General features: G+C 63.0%; 6 protein-coding genes and 1 pseudogene. 3 read left to right on the top strand and 4 right to left on the bottom strand.

Features of this window, described 5'->3' with window-relative positions; all coding sequences use genetic code 11:
- Positions 1-36: 36 nt before the first annotated feature.
- A complete protein-coding gene (locus tag HX803_RS17085; protein ID WP_178922003.1) occupies positions 37-6552 on the top strand; it encodes an NEL-type E3 ubiquitin ligase domain-containing protein in 6516 nt (2171 codons plus the stop codon).
- Positions 6553-6555: 3 nt separating this feature from the next.
- Here HX803_RS17085 and HX803_RS17080 read toward each other — a convergent pair whose 3' ends face one another.
- Entirely contained in the window at positions 6556-7974 is a 1419-nt protein-coding gene (locus HX803_RS17080; RefSeq protein ID WP_178922001.1) for an amino acid permease, read from the bottom strand.
- A gap of 381 nt (positions 7975-8355) precedes the next feature.
- On the opposite strand from HX803_RS17080, the pseudogene HX803_RS17075 reads away from it, so the two are divergent.
- Positions 8356-11440, top strand: a pseudogene (locus tag HX803_RS17075) (transglycosylase domain-containing protein).
- A 63-nt stretch (positions 11441-11503) separates the two neighbouring features.
- Positions 11504-16312: an NEL-type E3 ubiquitin ligase domain-containing protein gene (locus HX803_RS17070; RefSeq protein WP_178921999.1), complete on the top strand. Its 4809-nt coding sequence runs from the start codon at positions 11504-11506 to the stop codon at positions 16310-16312.
- A gap of 6 nt (positions 16313-16318) precedes the next feature.
- Here HX803_RS17070 and HX803_RS17065 read toward each other — a convergent pair whose 3' ends face one another.
- Genes HX803_RS17065 through HX803_RS17055 form a run of 3 tightly spaced genes read right to left on the bottom strand, consistent with a single transcriptional unit; the run spans position 16319 to position 18848 of the window.
- On the bottom strand, positions 16319-16801 hold the full coding sequence (locus tag HX803_RS17065; protein WP_178921998.1) for a CS1 type fimbrial major subunit: 483 nt from the start codon (positions 16799-16801) through the stop codon (positions 16319-16321).
- Between the two features lie 29 nt (positions 16802-16830).
- Positions 16831-17571: a molecular chaperone gene (locus HX803_RS17060; RefSeq protein WP_178921996.1), complete on the bottom strand. Its 741-nt coding sequence runs from the start codon at positions 17569-17571 to the stop codon at positions 16831-16833.
- A gap of 26 nt (positions 17572-17597) precedes the next feature.
- Complete coding sequence (locus HX803_RS17055; RefSeq protein ID WP_218647086.1) at positions 17598-18848, bottom strand: hypothetical protein; 1251 nt, start codon at positions 18846-18848, stop codon at positions 17598-17600.
- Positions 18849-18850: the final 2 nt, after the last annotated feature.

Raw genomic sequence — 18850 nt, 5'->3', positions numbered from 1 at the left:
TTTCCTTCCACATCTCGACGTGAAAGGAAACGCCCCATGCCTAGCCAAGAACGCCCCAACGGCCTGTCCGGCCACCTGCAGTCCAGCCAGTCCTGGGGGCTGCAGCAGGCCCTGGAGCTGCTGCGCCAGAACCTGGCGCAGTCGATGAGTAGCCTGACACGCGCCCAACAGCGCGATTACATTCGCCTGCAACGGGAAGCCATCGCGGCGCTCAAGGCCGTCGAAGCGGAAAACGCCACCCTGGTCGAACACTTCAAGGCCCAGGGCCTGGCGCTGCTGCGTGAAAAACTCAACGGCCTTGACCCGCAGACCCTTTTCATCAACACCCGCTACCTGGAAAAAATCGACACCCCGCTGCCCTGGGAACCCCACAAGAGCAGCGTGGAGGGCTCTCCCCCCTCCTCGCGCTTTCGTCGCGCGGTGGACGAATGGCAGTATCGCGTCCATGTCTCCAGGCTGTCGTTGTGGGACGCCGCCTGCCTGAATTTCGACTTCGGCACCGGCAACCCGCAACCGTCTGGCCACAGCTACGTTGACGCGTCCTACCTGAGCGGTGTCGACGAAAAACAATTGAGCGTCAGCCAATTCATCGCCATCTGCCGCGAACTGGACCTGGGCGCAAAACTGCACACCCGTTTGGCGAATAGCCTGGGGGCTGGCGGCAAGCTGCAAGGTTTGATCGAGACCTGCGCCCGCGCCCATTTGCGATTCGAAGCGCTGGAGGCCTATCGAAACCGCGCCAGCAGCGGCGTGACCCAGGCCCGGTACACCGCGCTGTTGGCCGCCATCGAGGGCACAGGTACGGCGCTGCCCTTCGACACCCTGAGCATGGACATCGACTACACCCTGCTACCGGCTGTGCCCTTTACCCCATCGGGTACCCGTGTGCCGGTGCCCTTGTTGCTGATCCAAATCGGCAGCCTGGGCGTGATTTCCTATTTCCCGTTTCGCCCCGGCGGCGCCCTGCGTTATCACCTCGATGCAAAAAGCGCCGGCGCGCAGTTTCTCGACGACCTCAAGGCCAGCCATGACGCCGGTGATCTGGGCTGGTTCTCGCGGCAGTTGCCGATCACCGACATCAGTCAGTTCAGGGACCTGCTACGCGAAGAGCCGCGCCCGGAAGGATTGAGCCTGGTAGCGGGCTATCTCTACGACGGCTTTCACAGTCTGTTCCCGAAAAGAACCCTGGAACACATCCGCTTCGTCCATGACCCCAAGCCGGCTCGCCCACACAGCCTGGTCCAGGCGCTCACTTTTCGCCATGTCCAGCACTACCAGGCCAACCTGGGCATGCTTGCCACCCGGCGCTCGGAACGCGACCTGCAAGGGGTGATCGACGGTGCCGCCGCGATCGCCAGTGAAATCATGGAATTGCTGATGACGCCCGTGCCGGGCGGTGTCACCGGCCTGAACCGCGTGATGCAGCTGGTGGTATTCAGCAACCTGGCCTACAGCCTGATCATCGGTATCAATGAGGCCGCCAAGGGCCAGGCCAGTGACTTCGCCGCCGCCATGGCCGATGTGGCTGACCTGGCGATCAACGGCCTGTTGATTTCCACCGCCGGGCGTGTGCATCACCAACGCATGGAAGGCCTGCTGCAACGTCTGGGCGACCCGCGCAAAGTGTCGCGCAGCGACGGAACCGTCGAACTGTGGAAACCGGACATCAGCCCTTACGCCATCAATAATCAGCGCCTGCTCGACGGCCAGATGCCGAACGCTCAGGGGCTGTACTTGATCGATGGCGAGCTTTACGCCCGGGTGCAACACGGGGCGTTGCACGTGGTGGCGCAAGTCACTGCCAACCCGAAGGCCCCGGGGTTCGTGATCAAGCACAAAAACGGCGATGGCTTTGCCGCGCCCGTGGTGTTCAAACCCGAGCTGCAAGCCTGGGTGCTGGACCTGCACGGCGCCGGTCAACTCACCGACGCTCAATTGATCAGCCAGATGCTGCCCAACGGTGAAGCCTCGGTATCCGCAGCGCAGATCCGCCACCTGCTGCGTAGCACCGCTGTTCCCCGTGCCACCCTCGATAGCATCTGGGCGGGTGAGACGCCGCCCGTCAATTTGATTGAAGCGACCCGGCGTATGCAGGTCGATCGGGTCATCGAACAACTGGCCAGCGGTTTTCATCGCAGCGGCAACCTGCCGGCCTACGCCGGCAGTGCCATTTTGAGCCTGTTGACCCAACTGCCCACCTGGCCTGCCGACGCAATCATCCACCTGTACGACCCGCAAGGCCGGCTGCTGGAAAGCCACGCCGCCAACGACCATGCCACACGGGCGATCAACCTCAAGCGCAAGGATGACGGCACCTACATTGCCCTTGACGCTGCGACCACCCACGTCGCGACCCAGGAGTCGCTGTTCGAGCTGATCATCCGCCAGCAGCCCGCCACCTCGACCCTCGGCAAGGAAGGCAGCCCACAGCTCACCGAATCCCAGCGCATCGCACGCTTGCGCGTGCAGATCAGCGCCCTGGCGAACAAGGAACGCATTGCCTTGTTCCAGGCCCTGACCCGCTATGCCGGCCAGGCCCGGCACCAGGTCCCAGCCGATGAACCGGCCCGGGTATTTGTGCCAATCAAGGCCAACACCGAGGGCGTGGAAACCACCCCTTTGCTGAGTAAACTGCGCACTCAGTTCCCGCCGTTGACCCTGGCCAACCTTAGTCAGTTGCTGGAAGAAACACCCCTGGACCCTGCGCAGCAAAGCACCTACCTCAACGACGCGACCTTGCCGGCCAACGTGCGCGAACACCTTGAGCAGCACCGCACCGCGTTGCGGATCGACGCCGTGATTGACGGCCTGTACCACCCTCGTGCATTCAGCCGCGACACCGACCAATGGGCTCGCGAATTCACCGCCAGCCTGCTGCAGGAGCGTCTCAAGCGCCACTTCACGGTCACCGAGATCGTCGACGGCCCCGCGCAGGATCGCTACCAGAACACCGGCCCTGAGGACACCACCGTCGAACTGTTGCACTACGGCAACGGACACTACGAAGCCTACGACATGCGCAATGCCGGGCCGATCCCTGTGGCGCCGGTCGTCGACAGTTTTTACCTGGCCATTGCCTCGGTGCTGCAACCCCACGAACGCACCACGCTGGGCATGACCTCGGCCAGCGACGCCCAGGGCCTGCGCACTACCCTGGGTGATCTGATGAGCGAGCGCCGCGGCCCTGCCGGCCTGGTGAGCCTGCTTGATCATTCGCTAGGGCAGTACCAACAGAGCCTGGTATTGCCCCTCGACTTGAAGCCCAACCCCGAGGGTCTGTACGACTGGCAAGGCCAACAGTTGATGCCGTTGTACGGTGCGCTCTACCCGGTGACCTACGACCAGGCGGTGCTCCGGTGGCGGCTCAAGCACCCGCAGAAAGTCGGGGTCGATACGCCACTGCTGGAACACAACCACCACGGTGCCTGGCGGCTGGAAAACGAAAACCCGATGGCCTGGGATGACCATCACCTGTTCTCACGCCTGGGCGCGGTTGACTTCAACCTGGACCAGGCCACCGCCACGCGCATCCTTAAACTCACCGACACGCCACCTAGTGCCCTGCGGGAGGTCCACTGCGCTGGCCTGCCACCGCCGCCACTGCTGAAAGACAGCAGCAAGCGCTTCGGCATCGAGCGCCAGATCCTGCATTTCATCCAGGCCATGACCACCTACTCGGCCACGCGCACGGCACGCCCCTCCCTGCAATTGCTGCTGGTGTGCGGCCTGCCGCAGTGGCCGGCCAGCCACGTACTGGAGCTGTACGATGACGCCGGCCGTACCACCGCGCACTACCCTGCGGCCAATGCCGGCGCCCCCGACAGGATCCGGATGTCCCAGGCCCGTAGCCGCAGCCTGGAACCCTTGACCCCTCTGGTGCGCAACGATGCACTGACCCGCGCGTTGATCGGCGAGCTGCCCGCAAGCCAGGACGAGCGCCTGTTCAAGCTGGCGAAGACGATCGCCGGACACGCCTATCGCGAGCGGTCCCAGCTCTTCGATACGCTCTACGCCCAAAGCGAACGTGAGGGCAACGCGCTGCACACTCGTCTGCGTCGCCATTACCCGCAACTGCCCGGCAGTGCGCTCCAGGCCCTGCTGGAACACGCCACCCCCAAGGAGCTCAAGAGACTCAACACCCATGACCAAGTGCCTCTGCGCCTGCAACAGCAAGCAAAGTTGACTGCCAACGATGTGCGCCTCAACCGCGCGTTCGAAGGTTTGTACCTGAGCACCCTGACCAACCCCGACAGCGAAAAGATCATCCTGCATACGCTCAAATTGCTGCCCGGCTGGCCGGCCAGTGTGCGTCTGGATATTCATCAAGGCAGTGCCAGCGGGCCGTTGCTGGAAAGCGCCGGGCACCTGGCAGGCAGCGAGCGCAAGGTCCTGGCACAGGTCGATGGTCGCTATCAGGCCTATGCCGCCGACCACACATTGATCAGCGACAGCGGCGATACTTCCACGGACTTGCTGACCGCCATCTGGCGCGTCTTGAGCGACAGCCAGCGCAAGGCCCTGGGGCTGGATGACAGTGGCGACACGACCGCCCTGCGCGCGCCCATAGCCGAGCTGGCGCTCAACCAGCGTGTCGCCATCAAGGACCTGCTCGGGTTGCCCCATATTCCTTACTGGTTGCAACCGCCGATGCGCGTCCACAGCACCTTTACGGCCTACCCGTTCAGCCTGCGCAACTGGTGGCCATTCAGCGATACGCAGACAACGGAGGCGGTGAGCATGATGGGTAGGCTTTATCCAAGCATGCACTTGGCCGACGTCAGGAAAATGGTTGAATCCTGGAAGCTGGAGCCGTCGCAGGCGTGGTTGGAAGCGCAAAGGCGCAACAAAGAATACGAAATCTTGAAGTCCGGCCTTGAGCGTTGGGTGAATGCCGAATATCCCATCGATGCCGATGACCCCCTCGGGTTGAACTTGGGTCGCCGCGGTTATGCCGCGCTACAGATACGACGCGCCTGGCGACGGGAGACACGTCTGGCCTATGTAGGCGGGCTCCTCGACGCCTATACCCTCGATCTGCAACTGGACGGCAGCAATACGCTGCCGGACGCGGATTTCATCCTGGGTACGCGAGGTTTCGAACACATCGAGTACCTGAAAATTTCCGGCGACAGCTTTCCCGCCACAGGCAACGCGTTCCTCGGCAAATTCACCGGCCTCAAATCACTGCGGCTCGACTGCATGCTCACCGATCTGCCCACCAGCATTACCGATATGACGCAACTGGAGAACCTGGACCTGAGCGACAATCACATCGTCCTCACCCAAGCGTCACGCCAGCGCCTGGCCAACCTGACCAACCTGGAAATGCTGACCCTGGACGGCAACCCGCTGGGCCTGACGCCGGATGTCTCGGCCATGCACCACCTGCTCAATCTCAACCTGCAACGGACCGATATCAGCCAATGGCCCATCGGTGCCGAACACCTCACTCACCTGCACAGCCTGCAGTTGCAAGAGAACCGTATTACCACGATCCCCCAGTCACTGTTCACCAACCCCGCCATGCGCATGGCCAATCGTGGCACGATGCTGCATGGCAACCCGTTGGATGCTGCCACCCGGCAACGGTTGAACGAGTACCGCCAGCGCACCAACACCGTCTTGGGCGGCGCAATGCCGGGCATCCTGCATGTGGAGCGCTCCACGGATGACATCTCCCCATGGCTGGAAAGCGTGCCACCTGCCGATCATGGGCAACGCAGGGCAGTGTGGGAACAACTCCAGCACCATCAAGGCGCAAGACCGGACGATGTGTTCCGGGTACTGGGCGACCTGACCCAGAGTTACGACTATAGAAATGAACCGCGGCGCCCAGCCTTGGTCAGCCGAGTGTGGCGCGTGCTCAATGGCATGGCTGAATCCCACGAACTGCGCGAAAATATTTTCCTCAATACCTACCTGGCCGGTACCTGTGGTGACGGGGCTATTCTGGCGCTGAGCAATATGGAGCTCCTGCACCGGCAACAACAGGCCCTGGAGCTTCCCAACTCTAACCAGGCCAATCGGGAATTGCTGGCGTTGGCCGAGGGGCTGTTCTACCTGCGCAAGCTGGATGAGTTGGCCGATGATCACCTGGTCTCACTGCGCAATCAGCGCGGAACGGAAGGACTGGAGCCAGATGATGTCGAGGTCAAGCTGTACCTGCGACTGCACTTCAGAGAGCGCTATAACCTGCCGTTGCAGCATGAACAAAGGCTCTACGCGCCAGGCAACGATCTGACCGATCAGGCTTTGGGCCAAATCGCCAATGCCATGGCGGCCCTGAAATCGACGAATGCCGTCGAAAACTCACTGCTGATGGAAGAGTTCTGGATCAAGTACCTGGCACGCAGCATCCCGGAACCCTTCGCCACCATCGAAGATGTGACGCGCTACAAGCTTGAAGCGCTGAAACAGGAAATACCCGACACCCGCTCCATGGATTACCAGGAGCGGCGCCAGTCCATCAACGAGGAAAAGGAAAGCGAGCTCAACCGCTTGATCAGCCAACTGACCCGTGCGGCCAAGAGCGGCGCGCAACGGGCCCATTAAACGTCAGACCGACTGAGGGGCAACCCGACCGTTGCCGGTCGGCTGCAGCTTGAAGACGTAGAACAACACCGTCAGCAGCACCAGGAACGCCGGCCCTACGTAGAGTGCTACGCGGGTATCCGGGAAGTAGGCCATCAGGCCGACCACCAGCACCAGGAACGCCAGGGCCAGGTAGGAACTGAGCGGGTACAGCCACATGCGGTACTTGAGCCCCGCCTGCTCGGCCGGGCTCAGGCCTTTGCGGAACTTGAGCTGGGCCAGCAGGATCATCAGCCAGGTCCAGATCGCACCGAAGGTGGCGATGGACGTCACCCAGACGAACACCTGGTCCGGCACCAGGTAGTTGAGCAACACGCCCAGCAGCAAGGCAAAGATCGACAACAGCAGCGCCTTGCGTGGCACGCCATTGCGGGAGGTCTTGGCGAACGTGGCCGGGGCCTGGCCATTCTGCGCCAGGCTATACAGCATGCGCCCGGTGCTGAAGATGCCGCCGTTGCAGGAGGATAGCGCGGCGGTGATCACCACGAAGTTGATGATCCCGGCGGCGGTCTTGATGCCCAGGCGCTCGAACGTCATCACGAACGGGCTGCCCTGGGTGCCGATTTCATTCCACGGGTAGATCGACAGGATCACGAACAACGCGCCCACGTAGAACAGCAGGATGCGCCAGAACACCGAGCCGATGGCACTGGGAATGGTCTTTTGCGGGTTGCGCGCTTCACCGGCGGTGAGGCCGATCATCTCTACGCCCAGGTAGGCGAACATCACCATCTGCAAGGACATCAACACGCCCTGCACGCCGTTGGGCATGAAGCCGCCATGGCTCCACAGGTTGGCAATACCCAACGCCACGCCGTCGTTGCCAAAGCCGAACGCGATGATGCCGACGCCGCCGATGACCATCGCAATGATGGTGACGATCTTGATCAGCGCGAACCAGAATTCGAATTCGCCGAAAGCCTTGACCGCGATGAGGTTGATGGTGCCCATGCTGACCAGCGCCGCGAGGGCCCAGATCCAGCGCGGCGTGTCGGGAAACCACACGCCCATGTACACCGCCACGGCGGTGATCTCCGCCACGCAGGTCACCAGCCACAGGAACCAGTAGTTCCAGCCCGTGAGAAAGCCCGCCAACGGGCCGAGATAATCTTGTGCATAGCGGCTGAACGAGCCGGCGACGGGGTTGTGCACCGCCATCTCGCCGAGGGCGCGCATGATCACCAGGATCGCAAGGCCACCGATGATGTACGACAGCATGATCGCCGGGCCGGCCATTTCGATGGCCTTGGCCGAGCCGAGGAACAGGCCGACACCGATGCAGGCACCGAGGGCCATGAGACGAATATGGCGTTCGCCGAGTTCGCGTTTGAGCGGGCCGCCTTGAGCGGTCTCGCCAGGGGGCAGTGGGTTGCCGACGGGCATAGGGGTACAACCTCATCTTGTTATTGGATTGTCCGTTGAGTTTCCGGGGAACAGGCCGGTAAGCCTGCACCCTTGCCGAAACCGGGGCCGCCTGATAGGCGAACCGTTCTTGCCGGGCAAGATCAGCGGGGCGTGCAGTATAAAAAGCCCAGGTCAGGGTCTTTCACTATAAAAACGAGGCAATTTAGGTTAATTGCTTGCCTGAATTCAATTTAACAGGAGCATCTATCCTGTCTGCCGCGACAAAACGTCACGCAGGGCGCCGAACGACGTAGCTATCCGGAAGATTCTGGCCGGGAAAATACATTTCCCTCACAGGCAGCCCCCAGCGACTACGCTTCTAACAAGTCCGATCAATCTGCGTGTAGGGATCAATCGACTATGGGCGCACTGTGGCAAACCGATTCGACCAAGGCTGCGAAAGTACAAGGCAGTCCGGACACAGCGCCTTTACCCAAAAATAAACCCAGGCCCCGCTACGGCCGTCGGCTGTTCTGGCTGATCGTGCTGATGGGCTTGATTGCCCTGGGGTTCGCCGCCGCCAAAGAGATGCGCACCTCGCGCCTGCAAGCCCAGGAACTCAGCCGCCTGGCCCGCGACCTCACCTACCAGGTAGAACCCGGCGCCAGTGACGCCATGGTCTATCCGGGCGCAGGCCCCTTCGACCGTCGCCTGGGGTATAGCGACCTCGACACCTTTTTACCGCGCCTGCTCAAGCGCGGTTACGTGATCCAGGCCCAGTCGCGCTTCTCCCCTGAACTGATGGACTACAGCGCCAGAGGCCTGTTTGTGCCCTATGCAGAAAAGATTCAGGCCGGGCTGTCGATCACCGATTGCCGTGGCGTGCCGCTGTACCAGTACAACTACCCGCAGCAGCTGTACGACAGCTTCGCCTCGATCCCGCCACTGGTGGTCAACAGCCTGCTGTTCATCGAAAACCGCGACCTGCTTGACCCCGCCCAACCCCAGGCCAACCCGGCGGTGGATTGGCCGCGCTTTGCCAAGGCTGCCTGGTCGCAAGTGGCCAAGCTTCTGCACCTGCCGGGCCAAAGCGCCGGGGGCAGCACCCTGGCCACCCAGTTGGAAAAGTACCGCCACTCGCCGGACGGCTTGACCGTGTCGGGCGGCGAGAAACTGCGGCAGATGTTTTCCGCCGCCGTGCGCGCCTACCACGACGGCCCCGATACCCTGACGGCACGCAAAAACATCCTGCGCGACTACCTCAACAGCGTGCCCTTGTCAGCGGTGCCCGGGCATGGCGAAGTGCACGGCATGGCCGAGGGCCTGCGGGTGTGGTACGGCGCCGACTTCAACCAGGTCAACCAGGCCTTGCGTGGGCCGGTGAACGCTGAACAGGGCTTGGCGTTGCGCCAGGTGTTGTCGCTGATCATCGCCCAGCGGCGCCCGTCCCATTACCTGGCCAAGGGGCGCGACGAACTGGCCCAGCTCACCGACAGCCACCTGCGCCTGCTGGCCCAGAATGGCGTGATCGAGCCAGCCCAGTTGAAAGCAGCCCTCGCCAGCAAGGTCACTTACCGCGACTGGGTGCAGCAACCCACCGTCCAACCGATCGAGACCAACAAGGGCATCAGCGTGGCCCGCAGCCGCCTGGCCGCCCTGCTCGACCGGCCGCTGTACGACCTCGACCGCCTGGACCTGTCCGCCACCACCACCCTGCAGGCGCAGTTGCAGGGCCAGGTCAGCGACTACCTCAAGCAGTTGGCTAACCCCGACTACGCCCGCCAGATCGGCCTGCTCGGCGAACGCCTGCTCACCCCCCGCCAGCACCGCGCAAGTGCGCTACAGCTTCACGCTGTTCGAGCTGACCCCGGATGGCTCACGAGTACGGGTGCAAACCGACAACACCGATCAACCCTTCGACATCAATGAAGGCAGCAAGCTGGAACTGGGTTCCACCGCCAAGCTGCGCGTGCTCACCACGTACCTGCAGATCATCACCGAGCTGCACGACAAGTACGCCGCCCAGCCCCCCGCAGCACTGAAAAAAATCGTCGTGGATGACCAGGACCGCCTGAGCCGCTGGGCCCTCGACTACTTGATCCAGACCCCGGACAAATCCCTCGCCAAGATGCTCGACGCCGCCCTCGACCGGACCTATTCGGCCAGCCCCGGCGAACGTTTTTTCACCGGGGGCGGCCTGCACACCTTCCACAACTTCCGTAGCCAGGACAACGGCCGCAGCCCGACTCTGCGCGATGCCTTGCGTGAGTCGATCAACCTGCCATTCATTCGCCTGATGCGCGACGTGGTGCGCTACGTCACCTACGCCGGCGAAAACAACAGCGCCGCCTTGCTCAAGGACGACAGCGACCCGCGCCGTCAGGAATACCTCGCCGGTTTCGCCGACCGCGAAGGCACCACCTTCCTGCGCAAGTTCTGGAGGAAGTACCAGAAGAAAGACACCCAGGCGCGCCTGGAAACCTTCCTCGACAGCCTGCGCCCAACCCCCATCCGCCTGGCCGCCGTGCACCGTTACCTGTTGCCCAACGCCAGCCAGGAAAGCTTCAACCTGTTCGTGCGCGCCCACATGACCGGTATCCAATCCCCCATCAAACTCACCGACGAACGCCTCGAAAAACTCTACAAGGACTACGGCCCCGGCACCTACGACCTGCCCGACCAAGGCTACATCGCCAAAGTGCACCCCCTGGACCTGTGGCTGCTGGGCTACCTGCTCAACCATCCTGACGCCACCTTCACCGACGCCGTCAAAGCCAGCCAGTTCGAACGCCAGGAGGTCTACAGCTGGCTGTTCAAGAGCCGCCACCAAAGCGCGCGAGACAGCCGGATCCGCACCATGCTGGAGATCGAGGCGTTCCTGGACATTCATCAGCGCTGGAAAGCCGTGGGCTACCCCTTCGACCACCTGGTGCCGTCACTGGCTACCGCCATCGGCAGCTCCGGCGACCGCCCCGCCGCGCTGGCGGAACTGATGGGGATCATCCTCAATGACGGCGTGCGGCCCCATGTGCTGCGCATCGACACCCTGCACTTTGCCGCCGACACCCCGTATGACACCCACGTGGTCAACGACCCGGCGCCGGGCAAGCGGGTGATGCCGGTGGAGGTGGCCCAGGCCTTGCGTGGCGCGCTCTCCCAAGTGGTGGATGCCGGCACGGCCAAACGGGTGGCCGGCAGCTTCAAGCTCGCCGACGGTACGCCGCTGGCCATGGGCGGCAAGACCGGCACCGGTGACAACCGCATCGAAGCGATTGGCGCAGGCGGGCGCGTGCTGAGTTCGAAATCCATCAACCGCACCGCGACCTTTGTGTTCTACCTGGGCGAACATCACTTCGGCACATTGACAGCCTTCGTGCCCGGCCAGTCAGCCGAACACTTCACCTTTACCTCGGCGCTGCCAGTGCAAGTGCTCAAGGGCATGGCGCCGATCCTGATGCCGTACCTGCAACCGGGCGAGCAGACCCTGTGCCGCCTAAGTATGTAACGCCAGAGGTGCAGCACCCGCCTTTAGGCTGGCAGCCTTGTCCACGACACAAGGTTATCCGTCATGCCCAACGGCCCGAACTACTCCCTGATCAAACGCAACTTGCCCACTTGGCTGGGCACCACGGCCTGGCCTCGGGCCCAGGCGTTGGGCTCGATATCGATGGATCACCTGCCCAGGCTTCTAAGAACGGCCGACCAGGACCACGCCCCGTTGAAGGCGGCCAACGCCAGGGCCTGGACCTTGCAAAACCGGGTCGACAAACGCCTTGAACACCTGCAAGACGTCTACGCTTTCGCTACCCCTCTGCTCAGCCAAGCGTTGCGCGAACGCTATGGGCTCGACCTCGATGTGCGCGCCACGTACCTGTTCCTGGTGGTCGCCAAGGGCACGCTTCTGGAAGGCAGCACCAGCCGCACCCTGTCGCTGCTGGACGCCGCATTGCAGAACTTCGCCAAGGACGAAACCTTCACCGACAATTCTCGCTACATCACCCGGCCGGATGCGCGCGGTCACTTCACGATAGAGGCGCACGAGGCGCAGATGAGCATCGCGCACTTTATCGCGCTGTGCCGCGAGCTCGACCTCGGCGCGCACTATGCCCGGCACCTGCGCCAGCACCTGCTCGACGCGCCGGGCCTGCAAGCCGAGGTCATCGCCAGCCAACAGGCGGCCCTCGACAACGCCGCGCACCTGGCAGTGCTGCAGGGCGATATCCCGCCGGCAACGTTCCAACTGCTGCAGCGCTCGGTCAAGGGTGAACGCGGTGTCATGCAGTTTTATCGGCTGCGCCTGCAAGACACACTGCTGACCGGCATCCTGATGATTGCCGCCGACCTTGACCTGGCCAGGGACGTTACGCCGGTGGTGCTGTATATCCCCCATGACCCTCACGGGGCGATCCAGCATTACCCCAGCACCCTGGCGTTTCGCAGCACCCTGCTGGAGCGCTTGAAGACCCCGGCCTACCGTGACTTTTTCGCCCAGTTCGTCGACCACGCCGGGCGCGCAACATTTTTCAGCGGGGTGCAGCAGCGCGCCACCTTTGCCGCCGTGCGTATCGACGGCGACCTGTGGCCACAGCTGTACCAGGCCGCGCTGAATAAAATCCTCAACGACGGCCGCACGCTTGCCGTCTCCACCGCCGACGCCGACCGTCGCGCCCGCTGGGCCTGGTGGGACGCCCTCGGCCAAACCCTGGAAGGCGCACTGAACGTGGCGCTGCTGGTGATCACACCGTTCGTGCCGCTGCTGGGCGAAGCGATGCTGGCCTACACCGCCTATCAGTTGCTCGATGAACTGGTGGAGGGCGTGGTCGACCTCAGCGAAGGCCAGGCACGCGAAGCCGCCGGGCATTTCGTCGGCGTGGTCAGCGACGTGGTGCAACTGGCGGCGTTCGGCGTCGGCGGCCAACTGGCGCAATCGGCGTTCGTCAACGGCCTGCAGCCCATCGAGGTCAACGGCAAGACGCGTCTGTGGCACCCCGACCCACGCCCTTATCAACAAACGCTGCAACTGTCTGCCGAGTCCAGTGCCGACGCGCTGGGGCTGCATACCCATGCCGGGCAGAAAATCCTGCCGCTGGACGGCGCGCGCTATGCGCTCACGTTCGATGCCGCCAGTGGTGACCACCACATCCAGCACCCCACACGCCCCGACGCGTATGCGCCGCCGATCCGCCACAATGACGGGCCCCGCGCCTGGAGTGACGAGCGGCGCCTGCAGGCACTCGGGCCGTTCGATGCCGCGACCGGGGAACAGATCCTGCGCACCAGCGGCCTCGACCACGGCACCCTGCGCGCCGTGCAAGCCGATGACCAACCGGCACCGCTGCTGGACGACACCCTCAAGCGCATTCGCCTGCACCGGCAAGCCGCCGCGTTGCCGGAAAAACTCCGTGCGGGCGAACCGGTGGACCACGACACCTACTGGAGCCCGCACATCGCCCGCGAACTGCCCGGGTGGCCCGAGGATCACGCGATCCTGGTGTTTGAAAGTGCCGATCTGAGCGGCGACCACCTGCGTTTCGGTGATCACGAAGCCCCCCATACCCTGGCCATCAGCCGCGAAGACTTGAACCAGGGCCGCTTGCCTGAACGCCTGGTAGAGGGGCTCGACCCGCAGCACTTGACCACCCTGCTCGGCACTCTGCCCGAAGGCCGCGCGGCGCAGGTCGATGCCCTGCGCAACCGTCTCGCCGACCAACTGGTCCGGCACCGGGGCGCGATGTTTGCCTACCTCTATCGCCACAGTGAAGACCTCGGCAGTGAACACGGCCTGCGCGTGCGCGAGGCCTGCCCCGACCTGCCAAGGCACCTGGTCGAACACGTCATCGCTCAAGCACGCGCAGATGAACTGGCGATCATGGACACCGAAAAACGCATGCCCCTGCGCCTGAAAAACATCGCCCGTGAACTGCAGGTGCAGGCCCGTGGGGCTCACGCCTTCCAAGGGTTCTACGACCCCGACCTGTTGGGCCCGGCCACCGAACAAATGGTGCTCGACACCTTGCGCCTGTTCAGCGACAGCCTGGCCGACAGCCGAATTGAAGTCCGCCAGCACAGCCCTATCGCCACCCTGCGCGCCAGTGCCGGGCCGCAAGCGGCGAGCCAGAAACGGCTGTTACTGAAAACCGACGGGCGCTACGCGCTGTACGATGGCAACAGCCAACCCTTGCAGCCAGCCAGCGATTTTTTCGACGCCGTGCACCACGCCCTGCCCGCGGCAAAACGCAGCCGCTTTGCCGATGGCCCGGCACTCAAACGTTGGGTGATGGGCAACCTGCTCAGCACCGAATCGCGACGCACAGTACTGGCCGAGCCTGCACCCAAGCCACGCCTGCAGCCCCTGCGACTGCTGCAAAAACCCATGCACGCGGTGCCGTCATGGAGCAGCCGCCTGTTCCCCGGCACCCTGGAACAGCGGGTGAAGGCGCTTTACCCCTACGCCGAGCAAACGGTCATCGACACCTACCTGGGCAGCCTTGAAGACCCGCTGCAACGGCAGCGTTTCGAAGCCCGCGAGATTGAAAAGGCCGAGTTGCAGGAGGACCTGAGCAACTGGATCAACGCCATCCCTGCCGACGAACCACCAGGCCCTGGCCACCAGCGCGCTTACCTGGCCAAGGCATTGCTGCGCACCTGGGAAGAAAACCTCGACGCCGACGACACCGGCGTGCGCCTGAGCCTGCAAAGCGTGCGGCTCACCGGCCTGCTCGGCAACTTGCGCCTGCGCGCCAACTTCGAACATGTGCTGCACCTGGACTTGATCGATGCCCAACTGCTCAACGGCGATATGCGTTTTCTCGACAGTTTCCCGCACCTGATCAGCCTGAGCCTGCGCAACAATCAACTGAGCCAACTGCCCACCGCCATCACGCGCATGGCCTCGCTCACGCACCTGAGCCTGGAGAACAACCCGATCCAGTGGCAAGCCGACAGCCTGGAACACCTCAGTGGTCTGACCCATTTGCGCCAGCTGTCCCTGGCACACAACCGCCAGCTGACGCAGGCACCGGATATCACCCGCTGGCCGCACCTGGAAGCGTTGTCGCTGCGCAACACGGCGATCAGCAACTGGCCCCCCGGCCTGTTCGAGCGCTCCAGGCCCTGGGGCTTTTACCTGGATGTGCAAAACACTGCGATTCACAGCGTGCCGCATTTCTTGCCCTGGCAACCCCAGGCCGAACTGCTCGCAAGGGCCCGCCTGGACCGTAATCACCTGAGCCTGGAGGCCGAACAACGCCTGGTGAGTTATCGCCTGGAAGCCGGCCTGGACCCTTATCGCAGCTACCCGCCAAAAGGCGATGTCGGGTTCTGGCTGGAGCAGGAACAACCGCACCACCATCCCTGGTTGCGGGCGTTATGGAATGACGTGGAAGCGGAACACGGCTCCCAGGGCTTTTTTGAGGTCATCAAGAGCCTGGAGCCCTCAGCGTTTTTTGAAGAGGACCAGGATGCCGCGCTGTACGAGCAGGGCCGCAGCGACCTGACCGACAAGGTCTGGCGCATGCTGCTGGCCATGGAAGCCGACAGCGACCTGCGGGTGCGGCTGTTCCAGATGGCGAGCAACCCGGTGACCTGCGCTGATGCCGGGGCGCATATCTTCAATGCCATGGGCCTGGAGGTGCAGTTGGTGGAAATCGACCGCGACCTGCGCGGCCAGTTGCGCGAGCTTAAATTGGCCCACCTGGCGCGGGGCAAGTCCCGCCTCGACCGTCTCAACCGAGCGGCCCAGGCCGATATCCGCCAGCGCATCAAACCCCGGCAAGACGGCGGCCAGGGCCTGCGTTTCAGCACTGACGTGATCGACGGCGTACCGGGTACGGTGGACGAGGTGGAGGTGTACCTTGCCTATCACACCGGTTTGAAAAGCCGCCTGAAACTGCCGTGGGTGACCCCTTACATGCACTACCGCAGCACGGCCGACGTGGGCCCCACCCACCTCAACAGCGCATTCGACACGGTCATGCGCGCAGAGGCCCATGACGGGCTGGTGGAAGGCATGCTGGCGCAGCCGTTCTGGGACCGCTACCTGCGCACCACCCATGCCGGACGGTTCCAGGCCAGCCTGGCCCGTGCCAATGAGCTGATCGACCCCCTCGACGACTTGCTGTTTGCCCAGAACCAATGGGCCAACGCCGACGCTGCAGAACGCGAGCGCCTCAAGCCTCGCCTGCTGGCGCTGGCGGACGCCCTCAACGTGCCGCACGCCGAGGTGCTCAGCGGCCAGCCGATGAGCGCCGAGACGTACGAGCGCCTGCTCGCGGCAGGGTTTACCGAGGAAGTGCCCAGTGAACATGACCTCGCACGGCGCCTCACCCTGGAAGCATTGCAGCGATTGCAGGTCTATGAGAGCCACCCGGATGAGTGAATCCGCTCACGGGGCAAGCGCATCGAACACCATGTGCACGGTGCCGAAATAGTGTCCGGGCCCGTAGTCATCCACCGGCTTGATGGCGGCGATTTCCAGGACCACCCGCTTGCCGGGACGAGCCTCGGCGGTGGACACCACTTCGCTTTGAACCAGGCCGAGCACTACGTCATTGAAGGTCACACGCAAGTCCAATCGATCGGTGCCATTGAACAGGTAAGCCTCCTGATCCAGTCGTGCCCCGATGGCGCCGCCGACGTTTTTCACATCGAACGCCGCACGCAGGGTGGCCAGCTGCGAGCTGACCGGGTTGTAGGCCAGCACCTGCTCACGCTGCACCAGTTGCGGGTCCACCGGCAGCACATAGAAGTCAGCGGTGGGGATGGTCACGGACACCTCGAAGGTCTCGCGCTCGACGGCCGCTTCTACCTCGGCAATCGAGACCCCCAGCAGGATGATCACCATCACCAGCACGATAAACTTGTACATAGGTTCACCTTTCGCGATAGGCCAGAGACTCACCCCTTGACCTCGACTTTCCTGGTTTCGCCGCCTTCGATCAGGCTGAAGCGGTATTCGCGCCCCGGCTGCTTGTCGAACCCGTAGGAATGGCCGGCGCGAATGTGATGACGCAACGTTGGTCGGCACTCTTGTGGGGAAGCGGCGGCACAGTCCTTGAACTCGTCGATCACCACCACGCTGTTGCCGTTGTTGTTGAGGGTGTAGCGTGTGCCGTCGTCCTTGATCGCGGTATCGAACCGGGTGTTTTTCGGCCGCACGAAAAATACCGTGCCGTAGCCGGCCAGCACACGCACGCCGGCTGCCAGGCTGTCCTTGTAGTCGTCGCGCTCTGCGGCGGTGACGGCAAAGTCGTCCTCGGCCTGGGGCACCACCGGTACAAAACGCACGCGGAAGTAACGCTCCTTGTCACGGTTGCCCATGAACAGCAAACGCGTGCCCTGGGTGCCGTTGGCCGGCACGATCAGGCGCGCGGGGCTGGCCATCAAACCGTCGCGGGCTGCGGCGCCCGCCTGGTTTTGCAGGGGCACCTCACGGTAGGTGCCGTCTTCGTCGTAGATCATTTCGAGGATATTGACCTTGACGAAGGCCGTGGACGTGCCGCCGTTGAACACCCGTTTCATGTAGGTACTTTTGTCACCGCCGAGGTAGTCGTACACCACCCCCACATTAATCTGCGGGCCAGCCAGGGCACCGAGGGAGAACAGCGACAGCGCGCACAGCATCAATAAACGTTTCATACACTTAACCTCGTTAAATAAGCGCTTCAGACTTCCGAGTCCCACACCACGGTGGCCGTCCCCGAGTAGGTGCTACCGGGTTGCTCAAGCATTTGCTCGACGGCGTCGGCCTTGACTTCGAAATGCAGGGTGCTGGGCTTGCGGTCGATAAACATCGAGGGTTCGAACCGCTCGGTACCGCTGCCGTCCAGCCGCAAGGGCAACCGATTGACCGGGAGCCCGCTCCCGTCCCTGAGCCCCGGCGGCAGGCTGACAGCAACGTGGAACGGCACCTGATGACCGGCCGGGTTGCGCATGCTGCAGGTGTTGCCCATGGGCTCCGCGCATTCCAGGGTCATCTTGAATTGGGAGCTGGCCCACAGGTTCACGGTCTGGTCGCGGAACAGTCGTGAGGGTTTGCGCCCCGTATTCAGCCAGGCTTGCCAGCCCTCTTGTGGCTCGAGCTGGATGCCGTTGCCGCCAGGTGGCACCTCGACTTTTAACTGGTGATCAACACTCAGGGTGAAGTTGAAGGCCAGGATGTTGTCGTTGGGGATCATCACGTCGCCAAAATCTATGTCCGCCCCCGGGCCGACCGTGTAGACCATGGAGCCGGTGTATTCGCCGGCGGCCATGGAGAGCGGGTTGGGGGTTTTAATCGCATAGGCGTATTCGGTATGAGCGAAAGAGAAACGCTGGATTTCTTCGGACGGTATTCGATTGCAGACCCCGGCGTTTTCGGGAAAAAGCCAGAAAAAAACCATGTAGTAGCCATTGGTTGCGCTGTAGTTAACCCCTTGGCAAGGGCTAGGCGCATTGGTCCAGTTGCTCCACCAGTTATTGGCATTCACCGGGTTATTGAACACACTGGCTCTAGGCACCGCATCCCAGCGGTGCCCGAACCCGGCCAAACGCATCTGCACGATTTCGCTTCGCCCAGTCTCGGCATGGGTGACCACCACCTCGCGCCAATGAGTCGGCAGTTTCCACATGGCGCCCTGGCGCGGGTCGGTGTGAAAGGCGCGGATCGGCGCATTGGCAACGGCCCTCAAATCATAGGTCCGGATAGTGAATAAACCGTTCGCCTGACAATACGTCGGAATATGCCAGGGACAGATACCGGATTGCGGCGTGGTATTGACGAACGTGTTGACCGTTGGGTTGCTGGGGTCCGGACGAAAAACAGCAGTAATGTCTTGGGTGACTGCCGGGACACTTTCAGCCGCCAGGCTGGCCCACAACGCCAGCACCCACAATTTGGTTTTGCGTGCGCCCCGTAAGGCGGTGATTACGTTCATTA

This window comes from Pseudomonas sp. P7548 (assembly GCF_013386585.1).
Lineage (GTDB): Bacteria > Pseudomonadota > Gammaproteobacteria > Pseudomonadales > Pseudomonadaceae > Aquipseudomonas.
The sequence above is the reverse complement of the archived record's forward strand: the minus strand, read 5'-3'. Positions and strand labels throughout refer to the sequence as shown.